Source organism: Paraburkholderia elongata (assembly GCF_013177735.1).
Lineage (GTDB): Bacteria > Pseudomonadota > Gammaproteobacteria > Burkholderiales > Burkholderiaceae > Paraburkholderia > Paraburkholderia elongata.
The window spans coordinates 18661-41289 of the sequence record NZ_WOEZ01000089.1; the positions used below are offsets into that span (position 1 = coordinate 18661).

Here is a 22629-nt window from a genome sequence, read left to right on the forward strand (position 1 = left end):
CCCTCAAGAGGCGTGGCGCCTTCCACCGCCACAAGCCACACATCGCGAAACGTAAGAGACACATTCGCGACACCGCATAACTCCCCGGAGGAACGACGTGAGCAATCTGAACATTCGCAAGGTAGCCGTGCTCGGCGCCGGCGTGATGGGCGCGCAGATCGCAGCGCACCTGATCAACGCCAAGGTGCCCGTGCTGCTGTTCGATCTTCCTGCAAAGGAAGGCCCGAAGAACGCGATCGCGCTGAAGGCGATCGAGAATCTGAAGAAGCTGTCGCCCGCGCCGTTCGGCGTGAAGGACGACGCGCAATACATCCAGCCCGCGAACTACGACGACGACATCGAAAAGCTCGCCGAGTGCGACCTCGTGATCGAAGCGATCGCCGAACGCATGGACTGGAAGCACGACCTGTACAAGAAAGTGTCGCCGCACATCGCGCCGAATGCGATCTTCGCGACCAACACGTCGGGTCTGTCGATCACCGAACTGTCGAACGGTTTCTCGGATGAACTGAAGGCGCGCTTCTGCGGCGTGCACTTCTTCAATCCGCCGCGCTACATGCACCTGGTCGAACTGATTCCTACCGCGACCACGCGTCCGGAAATTCTCGATCAACTCGAATCGTTCCTGACGAGCGTGGTCGGCAAGGGTGTTGTGCGGGCGAAAGACACGCCGAACTTCATCGCCAACCGCGTCGGTATTTTCTCGATCCTCGCCGTCATTACCGAAGCCGCGAAGTTCGGCCTGCGTTTCGACGAAGTGGACGATCTGACGGGCTCACGTCTGGGCCGCGCGAAGTCGGCAACGTTCCGCACGGCGGACGTGGTCGGTCTCGACACGATGGCGCACGTCATCAAGACGATGCAGGACACCCTGAAGGACGATCCGTTCTTCCCGGTCTACGAAACACCGGCCGTGCTGGCTGAACTGGTGAAGAAGGGCGCGCTCGGTCAGAAGACCGGCGGCGGCTTCTACAAGAAGGAAGGCAAGGCGATCAAGGTGCTTGATCCGAAGACGGGTGGGTACGTCGACGGCGGCGCGAAAGCGGACGAACTGGTCGGCCGTATTCTGAAGCGCCCGCCTGCAGAACGTCTGAAACTGCTGCGCGAATCGGAGCACCCGCAAGCGCAATTCCTGTGGTCGATTTTCCGCGACGTGTATCACTACATCGGCGTGCATCTGGAATCGATCGCCGACAACGCGCGCGATGTCGATCTGGCCATCCGCTGGGGCTTCGGCTGGAACGAAGGCCCGTTCGAAGGCTGGCAGACGGCCGGCTGGAAGCAGGTCGCCGAATGGGTGCAGGAAGACATCGCGGCAGGCAAGGCGTTGTCGAACGTGCCGCTGCCGTCGTGGGTGCTGGACGGTCCGGTTGCTGAGAAGGGTGGCGTGCATACGAACGAAGGTTCGTGGTCGCCGGCTTCGAAGACGTTCGTGCCGCGCTCGTCGCTTAGCGTCTATGACAAACAGGTTTTCCGCGCACCGCTGGTTGGCGAAACTTCGGCTGACCCGAAGACCTACGGCAAGACGCTGTTTGAAACCGACGCCGTGCGCGCGTGGGTCGACGACCGTGTGGGCGAGAACGACGTCCTGATCGTGTCGTTCAAGAGCAAGATGAACACGATCGGACCGTCGGTGATCGACGGCCTGACGCAAGCCATCGAACTGGCCGAGAAGGACTACAAGGGTCTGGTCGTGTGGCAGCCGACGTCGCTGAAACTCGGCACGCCGGGCGGCCCGTTCTCCGCAGGTGCCAACCTCGAAGAAGCCATGCCGGCGTTCATGACGGGCGGCGCGAAGGGCATCGAGCCGTTCGTGAAGAAATTCCAGCAAGGGATGCTGCGCGTTAAGTACGCGAGCGTGCCGGTCATCTCGGCTGTGTCGGGCATCGCGCTCGGCGGCGGCTGCGAACTGGCGCTGCATAGCGCCAAGCGTGTCGCGCACATCGAAAGCTATATCGGTCTGGTGGAAGTCGGCGTGGGTCTCGTGCCCGCGGGCGGCGGCCTGAAGGAAGCGGCACTGCGCGCAGCGGAAGCTGCAACCGCAGCCGGCGCGACCAACGACTTGCTGAAGTTCGTGCAGAAGTCGTTCGAAAACGCGGCAATGGCGAAGGTCTCGGCCTCCGCGCTCGACGCCCGCGCCATGGGCTACCTGAAGCCGTCCGACACGATCGTCTTCAACGTGTTCGAACTGCTCGACATCGCGAAGAAGGAAGCGCGTGCGCTGTCCGCCGCGGGTTACCGTCCGCCGCTGCGTGTCACGCAAGTGCCGGTGGCGGGCCGCTCGGCGATCGCGACCATCAAGGCATCGCTCGTCAACATGCGCGACGGCCGCTTCATCAGCGAGCACGATTTCCTGATCGCCAGCCGCATCGCGGAAGCGGTGTGCGGCGGTGACGTGGAAGCCGGCAGCCTCGTCGACGAAGAGTGGCTGCTCAAACTCGAGCGTCAAGCGTTCGTCGATCTGCTCGGCACGCAAAAGACGCAGGAACGGATCATGGGCATGCTGCAAACCGGCAAGCCGGTGCGCAACTAAGCGACGAACGAAAACGGAGCTTTAAATGACAAAGCAATTGCAAGACGCATACATCGTCGCCGCGAGCCGCACGCCGATCGGCAAGGCGCCGCGCGGGATGTTCAAGAACACGCGCCCGGACGAACTGCTGGTGCACGCGATCAGGTCGGCCGTGGCGCAAGTGCCCGGCCTCGACACGAAAGTGATCGAAGACGCGATCATCGGCTGTGCGATTCCGGAAGCGGAACAAGGGCTGAACGTCGCGCGGATGGGCGCGCTGCTGGCGGGCCTGCCGAACACGGTGGGCGGCGTCACGGTGAACCGCTTCTGCGCCTCGGGCCTGACCGCGCTGGCGATGGCGGCTGACCGCATTCGCGTCGGCGAATCCGACGCGATGATCGCGGGCGGCTGCGAATCGATGAGCATGGTGCCGATGATGGGCAACAAGCCGTCGATGTCGCCGCATATCTTCGATCGCAACGAAGACATCGGCATCGCCTACGGCATGGGCCTGACCGCGGAGAACGTCGCCGAGCGCTGGAAGATCAGCCGCGAAGCGCAAGACGCGTTCTCGGTCGAATCGCACCGCCGTGCAATCGCCGCGCAGCAAGCCGGCGAATTCAACGACGAAATCGCCTCGTACACGATCACCGAGCGTTTCCCCGATCTCGCCACTGGCGAAGTGAAGGCGAAGACGCGCGAAATCGCGCTCGACGAAGGCCCGCGTGCGGAAACGTCGATGGAAGGCCTGGCGAAACTGCGCGCGGTGTTCGCGAACAAGGGTTCGGTAACGGCGGGCAACAGCTCGCAGACGTCGGATGGCGCGGGCGCGTTGATCGTCGTGTCGGAAAAGATGCTGAAGGAATTCAACCTGACGCCGCTCGCCCGATTCGTCAGCTTCGCCGTGCGCGGCGTGCCGCCTGAAATCATGGGCATCGGTCCGAAGGAAGCGATTCCGGCCGCGTTGAAGGCCGCCGGCCTGAAGATCGAGGACATGGACTGGATCGAACTGAACGAAGCGTTCGCCGCGCAATCGCTGGCGGTGATTCAGGACCTCGGTCTCGATCCGTCGAAGATCAACCCGCTCGGCGGCGCGATCGCACTTGGCCACCCGCTCGGTGCGACGGGCGCGATTCGTGCGTCGACGGTTGTGCACGGCCTGCGCCGCCGCAACTTCAAGTATGGCATGGTGACGATGTGCGTCGGCACCGGCATGGGCGCGGCGGGCATCATCGAACGCCTGTAATCATGTTTGCGCTGGTCCTGGCAGTGATCCTTGCAGTGACCACCTAAGGACCGCGGAAACGGTTCGCAGGCCGCTTGGCTTGCGAACCGTTTTTTCCATTCAGCAGCCACCAGGAGTACGAGGAGATGACAATGGATATTCTGGTCGAGCGCGCCGACGGCGTGCTGACGATTGCCTTCAACCGGCCCGACAGGAAAAACGCGATCACGGCCGCGATGTATCAGACGATGTCCGATGCACTGGTCGAAGCGCATGGCGATGCATCGGTTCGGGCGATTCTGATTCGCGGCAGCGCCGGCATCTTCAGTGCCGGCAACGATCTCGAAGACTTCATGAAGACGCCGCCAAGCGGCGAAAACTCGCCGGTATTCCAGTTTCTGCGTGCAATCAGTTCGGCGGAAAAGCCGGTGGTGGCGTCGGTGGCGGGGCCGGCAGTCGGCATCGGCACGACGCTCCTGCTGCACTGCGATCTGGTCTACGCTGCGAATACGGCGAGCTTTTCGCTGCCGTTCACGCAGCTCGGGCTGTGTCCGGAAGCGGCGTCGAGTTTGCTGTTGCAGCGCGTGGCCGGTTATCAGGCGGCAGCGGAAAAGCTGCTGCTCGGCGAAGCATTCGACGCCGCCGAAGCGCAACGCATGGGCTTCGTGAATCGCGTGCTGCCCGCGGCCGAAGTCGATGCATTCGCAGCCGCGCAAGCAGCAAAGCTGGCGGCACTGCCGGCGTCGTCGTTGCGGGTGACGAAGAGTCTGATGAAGCGTGCCAGCCAGCATGAACTGCAAACGCAGATGACCGAGGAAGCGGTGCACTTCGCCAAGATGCTGCTTGCGCCGGAAGCGCGCGAGGCGTTCAAGGCGTTCTTCGAGAAGCGCAAGCCGGACTTCCGGCAGTTCGACTGAGCCGGCTGCGTTCAGGCGCCTGAAAATACGCCTGAAAATAATTCAGGCGCCTGAACGCTCAAGGTTGCGTCGGCTGCAAGGTGTCGTAGTCGACGTAGCTGGTTTCCCGGCAGAAGCTGACAAGCCGTACACCCGCTTTGCGGGCAATCGCAATCGCCAGCGACGACGGCGCCGAAATCGTCGCGACCATCGGCACGTCGACACGCGCCGCCTTGCGCACCAGCTCGTAGCTGGCGCGGCTCGACAGAAACACAAAACCTTCCTTGGTATCCACGCGGTCGAGCACCAACTGGCCGATCAGCTTGTCGAGCGCGTTGTGACGGCCGACGTCTTCGAACGCGCAGCGGATCGCGCCTGCCGCACCGCACCATGCGGCAGCGTGCAGGCCGCCGGTCAGACGCGTCAGCGCCTGGTGTTCCGGTAACTCGCGCGCGGCACGAGCGATCGCATCCGGCGCGAGCCGTTGCAGAAAGCCAGTGTCGGGCACGCGTTCCGGTTTCAGATCCAGCAGATCGATGCTTTCGATCCCGCATACGCCGCAACCGGTGCGCCCGGCGAGCGCGCGACGCTTTTCCTTCAGCGCGACGAAAGCCTGCTGCACCACCTTCAATTGCACTTCGGCATGCGGCAATTCGTCATCGTCGTGTAGTTCGACCTCGATGTCCTGAATGTCGCTGCCGCGTTCCACGATCCCTTCCGAAATCGCAAAACCGACCGCGAACGCTTCCAGATCGCGCGGCGTGCACATCATCACCGCGTGCGAGATGCCGTTGAAGACGAGCGCCACCGGCCACTCCTGACCGACGTGATCGGTGACGGTTTCGACCGCTGCGCCGCGATGCCGGTGCACCTGGCGCTCCACGGCGCCCGGCTGCCCGGCTGTTTCCAGTTCGTTCAAGCTACTTCACTCCTTTCATGCTGCGCGCGTTTGAGCGGCTGGCAGCCTTGGCCGGCGGCGCGAAGCGGTGCCAGACCACGCTGCTATAGCGCGAATAAGGTTCTAAAATACCTCAAGCTAGGCCTGCGCGTTGCCCGTCATCAAAGAGGAATACTGTCATGGGACTCAACGAAGCACCGCTTCTGTTCAACTTCGAAGTCGCGTCTTCGGAGAATTTCACCTACATCCCGATGTCGGTGCGCTTCAATCTCGATCGCTTCGGGCTGCGCATCACGCTCGCGCAGTGGCAGTTGCTGCCGCTCGAAGACCGCAAGCTGCTGGCGCGGTTTCCGGTCGAGGAAGACACGGAAATCGAGCCGAATTTCGACCACGCTCTGTTCGAGATGCTGCGCACGCACGCGAATGTCGAGCCGGAGTGGTTCACGCCTGAGGAAACGCCCGCCTGGCGCCGCACCGATGCCGTACCGGACGGTGTCGCGCACCAGGCAGGACTAGCCGGTCTGCCCACGCCGGGCGTCGCTCAGTGGGCCGAACTCGGGCCGTTCAAGCGCTACGTACTTGCCAAATTGTCGCGCAAACCGGAAGGTAACCACGACTTCGTTCCCGCGATGAAGGAATTTGGCGCTGCCGGCTAGGTACGGCGGAAATATTTCACCTCACCCCCTCAATCTGTTCCGAACCCTGCCGTTATCCATGGGTTGGCGCGTAAAAAGACTCGACTCGATGCGACCCGACGCACCGAAAGCGACCTCGTGCTCCCGCCCTCAGAACGATTGACGTTCGGAACCCATGACTCCTTTTTTATCGAAGCGGCTGCTGATCAATCTGGCGGTCGCCGCCGCGGCGGTCGGCGCGAACGCGTTCGTCGCCTACACGCAGATTTGCGGCCAGCGTGACGCCGACGCGCGCATGCTGCGTTCGACGAGCGTGCGTCAGAATCTCGACGCCTACCATACGGCGCTGGACAGCGGGCTGGCCGCGCTCGGCCGTTTCGAAGCCTCGGGTGAGGCCGCGCCTGTCAGCGAGGCCGCCGCCATGGCGACCTCGCTGGCCGGTCTGGAGCGCGAGTTGCGCAAGGAGCTCGCCGGCGAACCGGCCCTGCTCGACACGCTCGCCAAACTGAGCACGGACAGTCACGCGCTGCAACACGACATCGACGATGCGCTGTTGAAGAGCGCCAGCGCCACGCCGAACGAGTCGCGCGCGTGGGCGGCGTCGACCTATACGCATCTCGGGCTGGGTCTCGGCCGTGTGGAAACCGGTCTGGCGGTGTTGCGCAAGCAGGAGAATGAGGCGTTGAAGGCCTCGCTCGCGGCTTCCGCGAACGAGACCCAACGCGCCATGTTTCTGCTGATCGTGACGATGCTGGCCGGCAGCGCGCTTCTGATCTTCACGTTCGGCGCTCGCGAAAGCCGTGCGCGCGAGAAACTGCGCGCCGTCCGCGCGCTCGGCCGCAACGACGAGCGATTCCGCGGCCTGTTCGACGACCATCCCGTGCCGATGTACATCTTCGACCGCGAAACGCTGCGCTTTCTTGCCGTCAACGCGGCCGCGATCCAGCAATACGGCTACGCGGAAAGCGAATTTCTCGGCATGACGATTCGCGCGATCCGGCCGAATTCCGAAATCTCGCGCCTCGAATCGCACCTGCAGCGCAGCGACGTCATGCAACACGGCCGCACGATGGCGGGTGTCTGGCACCATCGGCGCAAGGACGGTTCAACGATCAGCGCCGACATTTCGTATCACGCGCTCAATTTCATGGGCCGCGCCGCCTTCTTTGTGCTGGCCGACGACGTCACCGACCAGATCAACGCCGAAGCCGAAGCGCAGCGTTCGAACCAGATGCTCGAGACGGTGATCGACAACATTCCGCAGCGGATTTTCTGGAAGGATCAGGAGTCGCGCTATCTCGGCTGCAACATGGCGTTCGCGCGCGATGCGGGGCTCTCTTACCCCGAGCAGGTGGTCGGCAAGAGCGACAGCGATATGCCATGGCGCGCCATCGCCGGCCTGCTGAACGAGCACGACAAAGAGGTGGTGACCACCGGCGTGCCGAAAATGAATTTTGAGGTCGACCTGGTGATCGACGGCGTGCACCGCACCACGGTCACGAGCAAGCTGCCGTTCACCGACGGCGACGGCCGCGTGATCGGCGTGCTCGGGTCCTACACGGACATCACCGAGCGCAAGCGCGCCGATCTGGCCTTGCGTCTGCAAAGCCGCGCGCTCGATGCCAGCGTCAACGCGATTCTGATTACCGCGCCGTCGCCCGCGGGCAATCTGATCGAATACGTGAACCCCGCGTTCATGCGTATCACCGGTTACGATCCCGCCGAAGTGATCGGTCACGATTGCCGTGTGCTGCAGCGCGACGACCGCGACCAGGAAGGCGTCGCGCTGATCCGCCAGGCGCTTGCGGCGAACCGCGAGGTGAGCGCCGTGGTGCGCAACTATCGCAAGGACGGCGCGCTGTTCTGGAATCAGCTGTTCATTGCGCCGGTGCCGAACGCGGAGGGCATGATCACGCATCACATCGGCGTGATCAACGATGTGACCGATCTGATCCGCTATCAGGAACAGCTCGAATACCAGGCCAACTATGACAGTCTCACGCGGCTGCCGAATCGCAACCTGCTGCGCGATCGCCTGCAGCATGCGTTGATCGTGGCGCACCGGCATCACAAGGGTGTCGCGGTCGTGTTCATCGATCTGGACGGCTTCAAGAACGTCAACGACAGCCTCGGCCATAGCGTCGGCGACCGCTTGCTGAGCGTGGTGGCCGAGCGGCTCGCGCGCTGCACGCGAACGAGCGACACCGTCGCGCGCCACGGCGGCGACGAGTTCGTGATCGTGATGACCGATACCGTCGACGAGCAGTCGCTGATCGCGTGGATGGAACGCGTGCGCGCGTCGATTTCCGAGCCGGTGTGGCTCGACGGCACCGAGTTGTATGTCGGCTGCAGCATGGGCGCGAGCCTCTTCCCGCAGGACGGCGAGGACGCGGAAACGCTGATGAAAAAGGCCGACCTCGCGATGTATCGCGCGAAGGACATGGGCCGCAATACGTTCCAGTTCTACCAGCCGGAGATGAATGCGAGCGCGGGCGCGCGCCTGAATCTCGAACGGCGTTTGCGCCGTGCCTTGCGCGACAACGAATTCCTGCTGCACTACCAGCCGCAGGTGGATATCGTGAGCGGGCAGATTGTCGGCACCGAGGCGCTGGTGCGCTGGCGCGATCCGGAAGTCGGACTGGTGCTGCCGTCGTCGTTCATTCCGGTTGCCGAGGAGAGCGGCTTGATCGGGCCGCTGTCGGAATGGGTGTTGCGCGAGGCGTGCCGCCAGAACAAGGCGTGGCAGGACGAAGGTTTGCCGCCGGCGCGGGTCTCGGTGAATCTGTCGGCGCGCGTTTTTCAGCAGCGCGATATCGCGAAGCTCGTCATGCAGGTGCTCGCCGAGACGGGGCTCGAGCCGCAGTACCTCGAACTCGAGCTCACCGAAAGCACCATCATGCGCAATGCCGAGGAGGCGGTGTCGATGCTCAACGAGCTGCACGCGCTCGGCATCGGCCTTGCCATCGACGACTTCGGCACCGGCTATTCGAGTCTCAGCTATCTGAAGCGTTTCCCGGTGGACCGTTTGAAGATCGACCGCTCGTTCGTGTCGGATATCGGCGTGTCGGGCGACGATGAAACAATCACCTCGGCGATCATCGCGCTCGCGCATTCGCTGAAATTGCAGGTGATCGCGGAAGGCGTGGAGACGTCGGCGCAACTCGACTTCCTGAAAGAGCGTGCGTGCGACGAAATGCAGGGCTTCTACTTCGCGAAGCCGTTGTCGACGGATGGGATCTCCGCGTTGATGCAGGGTGGAGTGGGGCGGGAAGTCGAGACGGTGTAGGTCGGCTCCCCGCTCCTGACGGCGTGTCTCTCAGACAGCAGGCGTGTCGAGGAACACCGGCAGCTGTTCGGCTACCTCGGAAAACGCCTGCAAGCGTGGATGTGCCGCCTTGGCGACGATCTCCGGCAGGAACATCTGCGTGAAATTCCACGCGACGGCCACCGTCACGTCCACCGCGCCGAAATAGTTCGGTTCGACCGGCAGCGGGGCCGATGCGAGTTCCTCTTCGAGCTCGCGGTAAGCGGCGTGCAACTGCTCGGTCACGCGATCGACCCACGGCTCATGTTGTTTCTCCGCCGGACGCAGATTGCGTTCGTAGACGATCTGCACGGTCTTTTCACAGGCGGCTAGCGCGAGCCCCGTGAGGCGCGCGGCGCGCAGGCAGTGCTCCGGTCGTGACGGGAAGATCCGTTGATCCGGCGCGGCGAGCGTGGCGACGTACTGCAGGATCACGGTCGAGTCCATCACGCTCTGGCCGTTGTCGAGGATCAGGGTTGGCGCTTTGACGACCGGGTTGATCTTCGCGAACGCCTCGTACGTGCTGAACACGGAAATCGACTGGTGCTCGAAGTCGAGCTTCAGCAACTTCAGGCAAATAGCGACGCGACGCACGTAGGGCGAATCCAACATTCCAATCAGTTTCATCTCATTCCCGTTAGAAGATCGATCATGGCGCGCCCGAATCGGCCAGCGTGCGGCTGATGGCTTGCCCAGCGGTGCTTTTGAGGTGTTGAACCGCTAGATTAACTTCTCCGCACGCTGGCGTCGATTCGTGTGCCTGGCAGGCGCTTGCGTGGTTAAACCGGTTTCCGCGCGGCTTTCAGTCGTATATATTCGGGATTCCCATCTCAGACTTCACCGGGAACCACGAAGCATCGATTCACGTGGCGTTGCGCCCGCCTTTCGCTGCTCGCACTCTGTCATGGGCGTTTCGCCGTCGAATATCTGCCAATACGACTGGAGAGAAAAATGACGTCTTCACCTGCAAAGAAATGGGCTGTGCTGCTGACATCGGTTGTACTGAGCGTGGCCTCTGTTGCACCGGCGTTCGCGCAAAGCGGTGGCAGTAGTGCTCCGGCGGCCGATGCCGCCAATGCCACCAATGCCGCCAATCCGTCGGCCGCATCCAAGGCAGCCGCCAAGGCGCAACGCAAGGCCGCCCGCAAGGAGGCGCGGGCGAAGAAGAATGCTGAGTTGAAGCAACTGGAAAGCAACGGGTATAACCCGTCGCGCAACGATCCGAACTATCCGACGGATCTCCAGAACGCACAGAAGAAGGCGGGGATAGGGGCAGCGGCGAGTCAGTAAGCGGCTCAGGGGCCCGCCGCTCAATCCAGAACCGGCAGCGCGCGCGGGCGCCGGTCGCTATCGGTCGCGACGTAAGTCAGGGTCGCCTCGGTGACCTTCACGAGGTCTTCGGTCAGGCTCATGCGCTGCGCGTAGACCTCGACCGCCACCGTTACCGACGTGTTGCCCGTCTTGACGATGTCGGCGTAAAAGCTCAGCAGATCGCCGACGAACACCGGCTGCTTGAAGACGAACGAATTGACCGCGATGGTCGCCACCCGCCCGTTGGCACGGCGGCTTGCCGGAATCGAACCGGCGATATCCACTTGCGCCATAATCCAGCCGCCGAACACGTCGCCGTGGACATTCGCGTCCGACGGTTGCGGCACGACGCGCAGCGCGCAATGCTTTTGCGGAAGTTGAAGGAGATCGGTCATCGGGGCACCCTTGAAATTCGTAATGGCTCGGTCGGCTCGACAGGCAGGCGGGGGATTTCACGACAACTGCACGACCCAGCGGCACCACATAGCGGTACGGCACAGCCGCATGGCCCACGTGCAACCGGCGGCCGGACAGCCCATGAAAAGCGGCGCCAGCCAGCTTCTGCGACAATAGAAAGATCAGGAATTGTACGGGAAAGCGCCCAGCCGGGTCGCGCGACATGAAGCAGGGTGCCGGGTTTGCACGCTGCCGGTCGGCGCGCCGCTGCGAACTCCGTCGCTTCCACACTCTCCCCAGCCGATCCCATGCGCCGTACGCCCTCGTCCGAGCCTTCACCGATCTCTACCCAGCCGCGTAACGACTGGCAGACGATCCTGTCGCTGCTGCCCTACCTCGCCACCTATAAATGGCGCGTCGGCTTCGCGCTGAGCTGCCTGATCGGCGCGAAGGTCGCCAATCTCGGCGTGCCGATCGTGATGAAGCGGATCGTCGACAGCCTCGCTTCGGTGCAGCATCTCACCGCACTCGGCCGCGCCCACGATTCGCCTGCCATCGTGCTGCTGGGCGGCGTCGGTTTGCTGGTGGTCGCCTATGCGGTGGTGCGGCTGTCCACTTCGCTCTTCACCGAGCTGCGCGAGATCCTGTTTTCGAAGGTGACCGAAAGCGCGGTGCGCCAGCTCGCGCTGAAAGTGTTCCGCCATTTGCACGCGCTGTCATTGCGGTTCCATCTCGATCGACAAACGGGTGGCATGTCGCGCGATATCGAACGCGGCACACGCGGTATCACGCAACTGATTTCGTATTCGCTCTACAGCATCCTGCCGACACTGGTTGAAGTCGGTCTCGTGCTGGGATTTTTTGTCGTCAAATACGAGGCGTATTACGCGATCGTCACGTTCATTGCGCTCGCCGTGTACATCACGTTCACCGTGAAAGTCACCGAATGGCGTACGCATTTTCGCCGCACGATGAACGATCTCGATTCAAAGGCGAATTCGCGTGCGATCGATTCGCTGCTCAACTACGAAACGGTGAAGTACTTCGGCAATGAAGAGTGGGAAGCGCACCGTTACGATGAAAATCTCAAACGCTATCGCACGGCCGCGATCAAATCGCAGCGTTCCTTGTCGGCGCTGAACTTTGGGCAGCAGGCGATCATCGGCACGGGCCTCGTGTTCATTCTGTGGCGCGTGACGCAAGGCGTGATGGCCGGCCACCTCACGCTCGGCGATCTGGTGCTGATCAACACCTTCATGCTGCAGCTCTATATACCGCTGAATTTTCTCGGCGTCGTGTATCGGGAACTGAAGCAAAGCCTCACCGACATGGACCGCATGTTCACGCTGCTTGGCGCGGCTCAGGAAGTGCCCGATGTGCCGGACGCGCCCGCGTTGCGGGTGAGCGGTGCGCAGGTGCGCTTCGAGCATGTGAACTTCTCGTATGAGCCGGCGCGGCAGATTCTATACGACGTGAGCTTCACAATTCCGGCGGGCAGCACCACGGCGGTGGTCGGCCATAGCGGCTCGGGCAAGTCGACGCTCGCGCGGCTGATGTTCCGCTTCTACGATCTGGATCGCGCAACGGGTGGCGCGATCACCATCGACGGTCAGGATATTCGCGACGTCACGCAGGACTCGTTGCGTGCTTCGATCGGCATCGTGCCGCAGGATACGGTGCTGTTCAACGATTCGATCTACTACAACATTGCTTATGGCCGTCCGTCGGCCACGCGCGAGGAAGTGATCGCGGCGGCGCGTGCGGCGCATATTCACGACTTCATCGAAGGGCTGCCGAAGGGTTACGAGACACCGGTCGGCGAGCGTGGCCTGAAGTTGTCCGGCGGGGAAAAACAACGCGTCGCGATAGCGCGGACCATCCTCAAGAACCCGCCGATCCTGCTGTTCGATGAAGCGACTTCGGCACTCGATTCGCGTTCGGAGCGCGCGATCCAGCATGAGCTCGATCAGATCGCCCGAGAGCGCACGACGCTGATCATCGCGCACCGGCTTTCGACGGTGGTGCACGCACAGCAGATCATCGTGATGGACAAGGGGCGCATCGTCGAACGCGGAACGCATGCTGAATTGTTGCGTGCGAACGGGTTGTTCGCGCAGATGTGGGCGTTGCAGCAGCAACGTGCCGCAGAGGCGTCGGAGTCGGCGGAAACGGTGGGGGCGGGAGATGGTGGGCGTTGAGCAGCGCGTTATCGCACGGTGCCGCTCAACGCCTTGCTGTACTCAGCGTGCGCTCAAACGCTGATCCAAAGCCTGCAGTTGCGCGGGCGTACCAACGTTTTCCCACAGACCCTCATACAGCTCCCCGCTCGCGAGACCACGCGCAATCGTCTCGCGATAGTAAGGCGTGAGCGCGCGCCGCGTGCCGCGCGGCAGATCGCGAAACATGCGCGTGTCGTAGAGGCCGATGTTGCCGAACGTGAAGCGCGGATGCGCATCGAGCGACAGCATTCCGTTCACCAACCCGAAGTCGCCGTTCGGATGAAACGCCGGGTTCGGCACCATCACCAGATGCATGCCGGGTCCGGTTAGCGCCTTCAGTTCTTCGGCGCGCGTATTCAGCGTCGCGTAATCGAAATCCGCGTAGACGTCGCCACTGACCGCGACGAATACTTCGCTCTTGTCCTCGTCTTCGAGGAACGGCAACGCCTGCACGATTCCGCCCGCCGTCTCCAGCGCTTCATCCTCGGCCGAGTAGCGCAGTTGCACGCCCCAGCGCGAACCGTCGCCGAGCGCGGCTTCGATCCGCTCGCCGAGCCACGCATGGTTGATCACAATGGTTTGAAAGCCGGCGCGCGCGAGGCGTTCGATCTGCCACACGATCAACGGTTTGCCGCCCACTTCGAGCAAAGGCTTCGGGCACGTGTCAGTCAACGGACGCATGCGCTCGCCGCGTCCGGCTGCGAAAATCATCGCTTTCTTCAGAGACATCGTCATCGGTCAGAACGTGTAGCCGACTTCATTCGCGCGGCCTTCGAGATCGTCGAGCAGCTTCGCGAACGGACGCAGCGGCGCATAGCGTTCAGCGACCTTGCGGGCATGACCGATGAAACGCGGCAGATCCTTCATGTAATGCGGTTTGCTGTCGCGGTAGTTGATCCGGCAGAACAGCCCCAGCACCTTGATGTGCCGTTGCAGTCCCATCCATTCAAGTTGACGGTAGAACTCGCCGAAATCCGGATTGACCTGCAAGCCGGCTTTTTTCGCGCGCTCCCAGTAGTACACGAAGCAATCCAGCTCGAACTCTTCGTCCCAACTGAGAAAGGCGTCGCGCAGCAACGAGGCGACGTCGTAGGTGATCGGGCCATACACCGCGTCCTGGAAGTCCAGCACGCCGGGATTCACAGGGTTGGGGGCGGCCGCGACCATCAGATTGCGCGGCATGAAATCGCGCAGCATGAACACCTGCGGTTGCGCCCGCGCGCTCGCGATCAGCAGCGCGAAGGTGCGATCGAGCAGGCCGCGGGTCTTTTCGTCGACCTCGCGGCCCAGATGGCGGCCGATGAACCACTCCGGCATCAACTCCATCTCGCGGCGCAGGAAGGCCTCGTCGAACGGCGGCAGCACACCTTCGCGCGACGTGAGCTGCCCGCGGATCAGCGCATCGAGCGCGTCGCGCATCAGCGAGCGGGCGCGGCGCGGGTCATCGCCGCTTTGCGCCTCGGTCAGCGCGCCGAGGTACGAATCGGTGCCCAGATCGGTGACGAGCATGAACCCGGCGTCGAAATCGACCTCCAGGACGCGCGGCACATGCACGTTGGCGGCTTCGAGCAATTGCGCGATTTGCACAAATTCGCGGCACTTTTCGGGAGGCGGGGCATCGACGGCGATCAGGGTGCCGGCGCTTTCGCCTTCCGCCGCCTTACCGGCGAGCCGGAAATAGCGGCGAAAACTGGCGTCGGACGAAGCCGGGGCCAGTGTGTCGAGCTCGAGCGAATAGCGTGCTGCGTGGGCATTCAGCCAGGCCTCGAGCAGTTCGAGGCGGGTATCTGTGGAGTTTTTGGAAAGGGGCAGCGTCATGAAAACCGGCGGCAAATTCAGAGGGGCAACGTCTTGCCATATAATACCCCACGACTTTTTTGACGCGACTCACGCCAGCTTTCGCGTGTTCCGCTTCACCGCCCGCCTCATCGTTCGACAGATTGTAAATATTGATGTGCAGCCGACTGTCACGGTCGCGGTGTGCAGGCGGTGGATCGTGACTATAAAAGCTGGCGGACGGGCCGATTCGCCAAACGATACATGCCGCCTAGACAGCTTTCCCAAACGACTCCCTCTTGTGCCGTAGTGCCGCGCAAAAGGCGGCTCGTCGCGGCGTTGATCGCCGTTCCGGGCCTGATGCCCGCGCTTGCTCACGCCCAGCTGGTGGGGGAAGCCGCGCAGCCGCAACCTATCGACGCGCCTTGGGGCATGCAGCTCGCCCCGCAGCTCGAAGAGCATCCTTTGCAGGCAGGCCAGAAGCCGGCCACCTTTGTACTCGGCGATACGACCAGCGGCACGACCGACCAGGACATGGCCGCGAAAGGCTCGGCCGAGGTGCGGCGTAACACCTTCGTGATCAAGTCCGACGCGCTGCACTACGATCAGGACACGGACATGGCCGACGCATATGGCCAGGTTCACCTGAACAACAATGGCGCCACGTTCGCCGGCCCGGAAGCGCATATGCGGGTGGACTCGAGTGAAGGCTTCATGTCCGCGCCGAAGTATCACTTCAACGTGACGGGTGGCTCGGGCAGCGCGGAGCGCGTCGACCTGCTCGACAACGAACGCTCGGTGTTCACGAAGGGCACGTACACGGCTTGTTCGTGCACGGACAATCCGGCCTGGTACATCAAGGGCAGCGAGTTCGATTTCGACACCGGCGCGGACGAAGGCATCGCGTACAACAGCGTGCTGTTCTTCCAGGGCCTGCCGGTATTCGCTTCGCCGTGGCTGTCGTTCCCGCTGTCGGGCGAGCGGCGCAGCGGTATCCTGCCGCCCACGTTCTCGCTCAGTTCGGGCAACGGTTTTGAACTGTCGGTGCCGTATTACTTCAACATCGCGCCGAACCGCGATCTGACGGTCACACCGCGTCTGATCTCGAAGCGCGGCGTGCAGCTGCAGTCGTCCTTCCGTTATCTGTCGCCCACGTATTCGGGCTCGATCACCGGTGAATTCCTGCCGAACGACCGCCTGACGAAGACCAACCGCTACGCGCTGTACATCCAGCACAACCAGAACTTCGGCAACGGGTTCGGCGGTTACATCTACTACAACAAGGTCTCGGACAACACGTATCCGGAAGACCTGTCGTCGTCGGTCAACCAGTTCATGAACGGCACCCAGCTCCTGTATCAACAGGAAGCCGGGTTGACCTACAACAACGGCCCGTGGTCGGTGCTCGCCCGCGAACAGCACTGGCAGACGCTGACGCCTTCGGTGGCGCCGTATGGCCGTGAGCCGCAGTTGAACGTGAAGTACGCGAAGTACAACGTCGGCGGCTTCGACTACGGCGCGGAAGCCGACTACTCGAATTTCCGCATCACCACCGCGGACACGACCCAAGGTCAGCGGGTGATGTTCAACCCGTACCTGTCGTATTCCGTGGTCGGGCCGGGATACTTCGTGACGCCGAAGGTGCAGTGGCACTTCGCGTCGTACAACCTGGGCAATATCGGTACCGACGTGCCGGTCGGCACGCCGAAGAATTTCACCGAGTCGATCCCGACGCTCAGCTTCGACACCGGGCTGATTTTCGACCGTTCGGTGCGGATCTTCGGTGAGGATTACATCCAGACGCTGGAGCCGCGGCTTTACTACGTCTACACGCCGTACCGCAACCAGGAGTCCGCGCCGCTGTTCGATACGGCCGACTCCGACTTCGGGCTGGCGGAAATCTTCACGCCGAACACATTCGTCGGCAACGACCGGATCGCCGACGCGAACCGTCTGACCGCGGCGATTACCACGCGCTTCATCAACCCGGCCACGGGCGACGAACGCGCGCGCTTCGTGATCGCGCAGCAGTATTACTTCCAGGATCAGCGCGTCACGCTGCTGCCGACGCAGACGAGCACGCAGGCCACGCATTCGGACCTGATCGCGGGTGCGTCGCTCAAGCTCGGCGCCGGTTTCGCTTCGGAAACGGCGTTCCAATATAATGCCGACAACAACCAGTTGACGAAGACGAGCATCGGCTTCGGGTTCAGTCCGGCCAGCGGCAAGGTGATCAATGTCGCGTATCGCTACACCCGCGCGAACACCACGCTGAGCAACCAGCCGATCAATCAGGTGCTGATCTCGGGGCAGTGGCCGCTGACACACCGTGTGTACGGGGTGGGCCGTTTCAATTACGACCTGGGCGGGCATCGGATCGTCGACGGTCTGATCGGCCTGCAATACGACGCCGATTGCTGGACGCTCGGTGCCGGGATCCAGCGCTACGCGAACGGTCTGAACACATCGTCGCAGCAGCAGTCGAGCACGCGGTTTCTCGCGCAGTTGACGTTCAAGGGCTTGTCGAGCGTCGACAACGGGCTGATTTCCGCATTCCGCTCCAGCGTGGCGGGCTATACGCCGTTGCCGCCGCCGCCGCCGCCGGAAGCGCGTTTCACCAATTACGAATGACGCTCGCGCGATCATTCATAGAATGCGAAAAGACGGGCCAGGCGCGCCCGACATCATTGGAGTATCTGTGGCAATCATGAAAAAGCTTCGCTTGGCAACGCTTGCGGCCGGTCTTGCCGCCGCGGCGTCTTTCCTGTCGGTTGCGCCGGTTCAGGCGCAGGCGCTGTCGTCCGGCAATAGCGGCCAGACGGTCGACACCATCGCCGCAGTGGTCAACAACGGTGTCATCACGCGGCGCGAGCTCGACGAGCGCATCGGCCTGATCACCCGCCGGCTGAACCAGCAGAACGCGCCGGTCCCGCCGATGGACCAGTTGCGCCAGCAGGTGCTCAACCAGATGGTGCTGGAACGCATCCAGCTGCAGAAGGCGAAAGAAGACGGCATCAACATCGACGACGCCACCGTGCAAAAAACGCTGGAGCGGCTCGCGCAGGCGAACAACATGTCGCTCGACATGTACCGCTCGCGTATCGAGGCGCAAGGCGTGCCCTGGACTACCTTCACGAGCGACGCGCGCACCGAGCTCACGCTCTCGCGTCTGCGTGAGAAGGAAGTGGACAGCAAGGTCACGGTGTCGGACGCCGAGGTCGCGAACTACATCGCCAGCCAGCGCGGCCCGAACGCCGGCCTGACCAGCGATCTGCACCTTCAGCACATCTTCGTGAAGGCGCCGCTGAACGCCTCGGAAACCGACATCGAAGCCGCGCAGCAAAAGGCTCAGGCCCTGCTGACCGAAGCCAAGGGCGGTGCCAACTTCGAAAAGCTGGCGAAGTCGAATTCGCAAGCGTCGGATGCCTCGAAAGGCGGCGATGCGGGTTTCGTGCCGTCGTCCAAGCTGCCGCCTGAGTTCGTCAAGGCCGCCGCGGCACTGCGCCCGGGCCAGGTCAATCCGGATCTGATCCGCACCAACGACGGTTTCGAGATCGTGCGCCTCGTCGATCGTCGCGCCGGCCAGGGCACGAGCTCCGATGCACCGAAGCTCGTGCAGACGCACGTGCGCCACATTCTGCTGCGCGTCGGCGACGGCATGTCCGAGCCGCAAGCGCGTCAGAAGCTGCTCGAAATCAAGAACCAGATCGCCGCGGGCGGCGACTTCGCGAAGTTCGCCCACACCTACTCGCAAGACGGTTCGTCGTCGCAAGGCGGCGACCTCGGCTGGATCAGCCCGGGCGAGACGGTGCCGGAATTCGAGCGCGCCATGAACAGCCTGCAGGACGGTCAGATCAGCGACCCGGTGCGCAGCGAATACGGCTATCACCTGATTCAGGTGCTGGGCCGCCGCGAATCGGAAGGCTCGGTTTCGCAGCAGATGGATCTGGCGCGTCAGGCGATCGGTCAGCGCAAGGCGGAACAGGCCTATGCAGACTGGCTGCGCGAATTGCGCGACACCGCCTACGTGGAAGTGAAGCCCACTCTGACCAGCACGCAATAACCAACATGACATCCGCCGCGCAGTCCACCAGCCTTCCGTTGCAGATCGCGATCACGACCGGCGAGCCTGCCGGCGTCGGCCCCGAGCTGACCGCGCAGGCGTTGGCGGGCGCGGCGGCGCATTGGCCGGGCGCACAGTTCACCGTGCTGGGCGATGCGGATTTACTGGCTGACCGCGCGCGGGCGGTAGGCGTCGATTGGGCTCTTCTGGTGGCGGACGGCAAGCGCGTGCGGGTGGAGCATCGGCCGCTCGGCGCGCCCTCGCTGGCCGGCAAGCTGGACGCCGCCAACGGCCGCTACGTGCTCGACCTGCTCGACAGCGCGATCGACGGCGCCGTGGCCGGCACGTTCGATGCGATCGTTACCGCGCCGCTGCAAAAAAGCACCATCAACGATGCCGGTGTGCCATTCACCGGCCACACGGAATATCTGGCCGAGCGCACGCACACGCCGCGCGTGGTGATGATGCTGGCCGGCACCGGCAAGCGCCCGTTGCGCGTCGCGCTCGCTACCACGCATCTGCCGCTCAAAGACGTCTCCGCCGCGCTGACGGTCGAAGGTATCGTCGAGACGTTGCGCATCATCGATCACGATCTGCGCCACCATTTTGGTCTGCCGGCGCCGCGCATCCTCGTAACCGGTTTGAACCCGCATGCGGGCGAAAACGGTTATCTGGGCCGCGAGGAAATCGAGGTGATTTCTCCGGCACTGAAACTCGCGAACGAGCAAGGCATCGACGCGCCTGGCCCCTATCCGGCGGACACATTGTTCCAGCCGCGTTATCTGGAACAGGCCGACTGCGTGCTGGCGATGTTCCATGATCAGGGTCTGCCGGTGTTGAAGTACGCGACGTTCGGCGAAGGCATCAATATCACGCTCGGCTTGCCGATCATCCGCACCTCGGTCGATCACGGCACCGCGCTCGATCTGGCCGGTACCGGCCGTGCCGACGCGGGCAGTCTGATCGCCGCGATCGATACAGCGGTTTCGATGGCGCAGCACCGCCGCGCGGGCTGATTCAGCAGTCGCGGCGCGGTTTCGTACGCGTTTTTTCGCCGTTTGCCGTTTTCGCGTTCGTTGCGCGTGTTCCTGGTTTGTTCCCGGGTTGTCCCCGGGGTGCCCCTATCTTTAAGTAGTTTTCTTTCAAAGCGTTTCTTCGATGTCCACCAGCAGACAGCAACCGGGCCGGCACCAAGGCCATATCGCGCGCAAGCGTTTCGGACAGAATTTTCTGGTCGATATGGGCGTGATCGATTCGATCGTCGACGTGATCCGGCCGCAACGCGGCGAGCGCATGGTCGAAATCGGGCCGGGGCTTGGCGCGCTCACCGAACCGCTGATCGAGCGTCTGGCGACGCCCGAAGCGCCGTTGCACGCGGTCGAGCTGGATCGCGATCTGATCGGTCGTCTCAAGAAAAAATTCGGCGATCTGCTTGAGTTGCATGCGGGCGACGCGCTCGCGTTCGACTTCGGCACGCTGGCGGCACCCGGTGAGAAGGCGTCGCTGCGCATTGTCGGCAATCTGCCGTACAACATTTCGAGCCCGTTGCTGTTTCATCTGACATCGTTCGCGCATCGCGTGATCGATCAGCATTTCATGCTGCAGAACGAAGTGGTCGAGCGGATGGTGGCGGAGCCGGGCACCAAGGCGTTCAGCCGCCTCTCGGTGATGCTGCAATACCGCTACGTGATCGACAAGCAACTCGACGTGCCGCCCGAAGCATTCCAGCCGCCGCCGAAGGTCGATTCGGCGATCGTGCGGATGATCCCGTACCAACTGCATGAATTGCCGGCCGTGGACGAGCGCGTGCTCGGCGAGGTGGTGACGGCGGCCTTCTCGCAGCGGCGCAAGATGCTGCGCAACACCTTGGCCGCGTTTCGTGACTCGGTGGATTTCGAGGCGCTAGGCTTCGATCTGCAACGCCGCGCCGAAGATGTGCCGGTGGCCGAGTATGTGCGTGTGGCGCAGATCGTGGCGGCCTCGCCGGCGCGTGGCGCCGCGGCCGCGGAGACTGGGACTGACGACGCCTGAGTTGCGTTGCACGGTCTTGAAGGAAGCACGTTGTGTCCTGCAGCGCGGGTGAAACTCCCCACTCCTTAAGCAGAAACCCGCTTGACGGGCGCATTGACCAGCGCAATGCCGGTCAACACCAGCGCCGCGGCCATCAGAAAGCGCAGGCTGAACGACTCGCCGAGCAACAGCACGCCGAAGGTCACGCCGAACAACGGCGTCAGGAACGAGAACACCGACAGGCGCGACGCGATGTAACGCGTCAACAGCCAGAACCAGATCAGATAGCTGACGAACGCCACGATCACCGCCTGATACGCGAGGCTCATCCCCGCCAGTGGCGTGACGGTTTCCACGTGTGCCTGACCGAGCCCCAGCGCGAGCGCGAGCAGCACCACTGCTGACACCGTTAATTGATAGAACAGCGTCTTGCTGGCGCTCGAATGGGCGAGGCGCGTGGCGCGCACCACCACGGTGGTCGCAGCCCACGCGATGCCGGCCAGCACGCCGAGCGCGTCACCGGCGACGCCCTTCAGGGTCGAGCCCTGCGCCGCATGGCTGTGCAGGAAGCCGTCGGCGAACGCCAGCGCCATGCCCGCAAATGCCGCCAGGATGCCGAGCCACTGAATGCGCCGTATCCGCTCTCCGGCGACGAACCAGTGCAACCCGAGCGCCGTAAAGCACGGTGCGGTGTACAGAAAGACCGCCATACGCGAGGCGCTGGTCAGCGTCAGGCCGAGAAAAATGCACACGAACTCTCCGGCGAACAGCACGCCCGCGAGCAAGCCCGCGCCTAACGTGCCGTCGTCGCGAAAGAGCGGGGTGCCGCGCAAGCGCGCCCAGCCCCAGACCAGCACAGCCGCGATTGCCGAACGCAAGCCGGCCTGGAATACCGGCGGCAGTGCCGCGTTGGTGCTCTTGATCGCGACTTGCTGGAGTCCCCAGATTGCGCACAAGCCGATCATCAGCAGGATGGCGAAGCTATCTAGGGCGCGGCGCGCGGGCAGGGCGGTGGTGCTCATGGGTTAGTGGCGTGGCGAAAACGAAGGGCGGTGTGAAGGATCGGCGGCCAGTATGCGGTCGCGGCGCGGATCGCGGTAGTCGGCCGAATGGCTAGCCAAGGGCAGCGATCATAGTTCATACGATATCAAAACCGTCCGCGCCGCAAGGCGATGACCCCACCGCCTACGCGTGCTTCTTACAAGCTGCAAGCACTTCGATGACATAACAACACTTACGTCAGTCTATTTTCTTGCAGCCCCTGTTTCGCGCTAAGGTTCACCCACAGGCATTTCGTCAGCTTATTCAAACAGCCTGGATTGGCCGTCGTGCAAGGTTCCGATGCGGACTCTGCGCCGTACCTGTCGATTTGCGCGGTTTCAAG

At 63.0% G+C, this 22629-nt stretch carries 17 protein-coding genes; 11 read left to right on the top strand and 6 right to left on the bottom strand.

The annotated features are described in order from the left end of the window. The first annotated feature begins 97 nt into the window (after positions 1-97). The 3 genes from GNZ13_RS17310 (at position 98) to GNZ13_RS17320 (ending at position 4654) form a co-directional block, all read left to right on the top strand. The gene (locus GNZ13_RS17310; protein WP_172166607.1) at positions 98-2533 is read left to right on the top strand and encodes a 3-hydroxyacyl-CoA dehydrogenase/enoyl-CoA hydratase family protein; all 2436 of its coding nucleotides are present in this window, start codon (positions 98-100) and stop codon (positions 2531-2533) included. 25 nt (positions 2534-2558) lie between these two features. After that, positions 2559-3758 carry an acetyl-CoA C-acyltransferase gene (locus tag GNZ13_RS17315; RefSeq protein WP_172166608.1) on the top strand — a complete coding sequence of 400 codons (1200 nt, stop codon included), beginning with the start codon at positions 2559-2561 and terminating at the stop codon, positions 3756-3758. A 125-nt stretch (positions 3759-3883) separates the two neighbouring features. Next, positions 3884-4654, top strand: coding sequence for an enoyl-CoA hydratase (locus GNZ13_RS17320; protein ID WP_172166610.1), 771 nt, complete (start codon positions 3884-3886; stop codon positions 4652-4654). 58 nt (positions 4655-4712) lie between these two features. On the opposite strand, the gene fdhD is transcribed toward GNZ13_RS17320, so the two are convergent. Beyond that, complete coding sequence (fdhD, locus tag GNZ13_RS17325) at positions 4713-5552, bottom strand: formate dehydrogenase accessory sulfurtransferase FdhD (RefSeq protein WP_172166612.1); 840 nt, start codon at positions 5550-5552, stop codon at positions 4713-4715. Between the two features lie 158 nt (positions 5553-5710). Between fdhD and GNZ13_RS17330 the strand changes: the two genes are divergently transcribed. Continuing rightward, on the top strand, positions 5711-6187 hold the full coding sequence (locus GNZ13_RS17330; protein WP_172166614.1) for a nitrate reductase associated protein: 477 nt from the start codon (positions 5711-5713) through the stop codon (positions 6185-6187). A 154-nt stretch (positions 6188-6341) separates the two neighbouring features. Continuing rightward, positions 6342-9452, top strand: a complete 3111-nt coding sequence (locus tag GNZ13_RS17335; protein WP_172166616.1) for a sensor domain-containing protein — start codon at positions 6342-6344, stop codon at positions 9450-9452. A gap of 30 nt (positions 9453-9482) precedes the next feature. Here the strand turns inward: GNZ13_RS17335 and GNZ13_RS17340 are convergent, their stop codons facing one another. After that, positions 9483-10097, bottom strand: coding sequence for a glutathione S-transferase (locus GNZ13_RS17340; RefSeq protein WP_172166618.1), 615 nt, complete (start codon positions 10095-10097; stop codon positions 9483-9485). A 324-nt stretch (positions 10098-10421) separates the two neighbouring features. Here GNZ13_RS17340 and GNZ13_RS17345 point away from each other — a divergent pair, with 324 nt between their 5' ends. Next, the gene (locus GNZ13_RS17345) at positions 10422-10760 is read left to right on the top strand and encodes a DUF4148 domain-containing protein (RefSeq protein WP_172166620.1); all 339 of its coding nucleotides are present in this window, start codon (positions 10422-10424) and stop codon (positions 10758-10760) included. 20 nt (positions 10761-10780) lie between these two features. On the opposite strand, the gene GNZ13_RS17350 is transcribed toward GNZ13_RS17345, so the two are convergent. After that, the gene (locus tag GNZ13_RS17350; RefSeq protein WP_172166622.1) at positions 10781-11176 is read right to left on the bottom strand and encodes an acyl-CoA thioesterase; all 396 of its coding nucleotides are present in this window, start codon (positions 11174-11176) and stop codon (positions 10781-10783) included. Between the two features lie 309 nt (positions 11177-11485). Here GNZ13_RS17350 and GNZ13_RS17355 point away from each other — a divergent pair, with 309 nt between their 5' ends. Further along, positions 11486-13375, top strand: coding sequence for an ABCB family ABC transporter ATP-binding protein/permease (locus GNZ13_RS17355; protein WP_172166624.1), 1890 nt, complete (start codon positions 11486-11488; stop codon positions 13373-13375). Between the two features lie 42 nt (positions 13376-13417). On the opposite strand, the gene murU is transcribed toward GNZ13_RS17355, so the two are convergent. Together murU and GNZ13_RS17365 are read right to left on the bottom strand one after the other, a co-directional pair. After that, entirely contained in the window at positions 13418-14131 is a 714-nt protein-coding gene (gene murU, locus GNZ13_RS17360) for an N-acetylmuramate alpha-1-phosphate uridylyltransferase MurU (protein ID WP_172166626.1), read from the bottom strand. 3 nt (positions 14132-14134) lie between these two features. Further along, positions 14135-15214 carry an aminoglycoside phosphotransferase family protein gene (locus tag GNZ13_RS17365; protein ID WP_172166628.1) on the bottom strand — a complete coding sequence of 360 codons (1080 nt, stop codon included), beginning with the start codon at positions 15212-15214 and terminating at the stop codon, positions 14135-14137. Between the two features lie 222 nt (positions 15215-15436). Here GNZ13_RS17365 and GNZ13_RS17370 point away from each other — a divergent pair, with 222 nt between their 5' ends. From GNZ13_RS17370 to rsmA, 4 genes are all read left to right on the top strand, one after another. Further along, positions 15437-17803, top strand: coding sequence for an LPS-assembly protein LptD (locus GNZ13_RS17370; RefSeq protein ID WP_172166630.1), 2367 nt, complete (start codon positions 15437-15439; stop codon positions 17801-17803). Positions 17804-17870: 67 nt separating this feature from the next. Continuing rightward, positions 17871-19235 (top strand): peptidylprolyl isomerase, encoded by a 1365-nt coding sequence (locus GNZ13_RS17375; protein WP_172166631.1) that lies wholly within the window; start codon positions 17871-17873, stop codon positions 19233-19235. 5 nt (positions 19236-19240) lie between these two features. Beyond that, positions 19241-20251, top strand: coding sequence for a 4-hydroxythreonine-4-phosphate dehydrogenase PdxA (gene pdxA, locus GNZ13_RS17380; protein ID WP_172166632.1), 1011 nt, complete (start codon positions 19241-19243; stop codon positions 20249-20251). Positions 20252-20393: 142 nt separating this feature from the next. Next, on the top strand, positions 20394-21266 hold the full coding sequence (rsmA, locus tag GNZ13_RS17385; protein ID WP_172166633.1) for a 16S rRNA (adenine(1518)-N(6)/adenine(1519)-N(6))-dimethyltransferase RsmA: 873 nt from the start codon (positions 20394-20396) through the stop codon (positions 21264-21266). Between the two features lie 65 nt (positions 21267-21331). Here rsmA and GNZ13_RS17390 read toward each other — a convergent pair whose 3' ends face one another. Further along, the gene (locus GNZ13_RS17390) at positions 21332-22267 is read right to left on the bottom strand and encodes a DMT family transporter (protein ID WP_172166634.1); all 936 of its coding nucleotides are present in this window, start codon (positions 22265-22267) and stop codon (positions 21332-21334) included. Positions 22268-22629: the final 362 nt, after the last annotated feature.

Excerpts from the sequence above, each read along its gene's own strand:
- GNZ13_RS17340 (WP_172166618.1), bottom strand. The coding sequence starts at position 10,097 with ATGAAACTGATTGGAATGTTGGATTCGCCCTACGTGCGTCGCGTCGCT.
- GNZ13_RS17335 (WP_172166616.1), top strand. The coding sequence starts at position 6,342 with ATGACTCCTTTTTTATCGAAGCGGCTGCTGATCAATCTGGCGGTCGCC.
- GNZ13_RS17365 (WP_172166628.1), bottom strand. The coding sequence starts at position 15,214 with ATGACGCTGCCCCTTTCCAAAAACTCCACAGATACCCGCCTCGAACTG.
- pdxA (WP_172166632.1), top strand. The coding sequence starts at position 19,241 with ATGACATCCGCCGCGCAGTCCACCAGCCTTCCGTTGCAGATCGCGATC.
- rsmA (WP_172166633.1), top strand. The coding sequence starts at position 20,394 with ATGTCCACCAGCAGACAGCAACCGGGCCGGCACCAAGGCCATATCGCG.
- GNZ13_RS17350 (WP_172166622.1), bottom strand. The coding sequence starts at position 11,176 with ATGACCGATCTCCTTCAACTTCCGCAAAAGCATTGCGCGCTGCGCGTC.
- GNZ13_RS17345 (WP_172166620.1), top strand. The coding sequence starts at position 10,422 with ATGACGTCTTCACCTGCAAAGAAATGGGCTGTGCTGCTGACATCGGTT.
- GNZ13_RS17315 (WP_172166608.1), top strand. The coding sequence starts at position 2,559 with ATGACAAAGCAATTGCAAGACGCATACATCGTCGCCGCGAGCCGCACG.
- GNZ13_RS17320 (WP_172166610.1), top strand. The coding sequence starts at position 3,884 with ATGACAATGGATATTCTGGTCGAGCGCGCCGACGGCGTGCTGACGATT.
- GNZ13_RS17370 (WP_172166630.1), top strand. The coding sequence starts at position 15,437 with ATGCCGCCTAGACAGCTTTCCCAAACGACTCCCTCTTGTGCCGTAGTG.
- GNZ13_RS17390 (WP_172166634.1), bottom strand. The coding sequence starts at position 22,267 with ATGAGCACCACCGCCCTGCCCGCGCGCCGCGCCCTAGATAGCTTCGCC.
- murU (WP_172166626.1), bottom strand. The coding sequence starts at position 14,131 with ATGACGATGTCTCTGAAGAAAGCGATGATTTTCGCAGCCGGACGCGGC.
- GNZ13_RS17330 (WP_172166614.1), top strand. The coding sequence starts at position 5,711 with ATGGGACTCAACGAAGCACCGCTTCTGTTCAACTTCGAAGTCGCGTCT.
- GNZ13_RS17355 (WP_172166624.1), top strand. The coding sequence starts at position 11,486 with ATGCGCCGTACGCCCTCGTCCGAGCCTTCACCGATCTCTACCCAGCCG.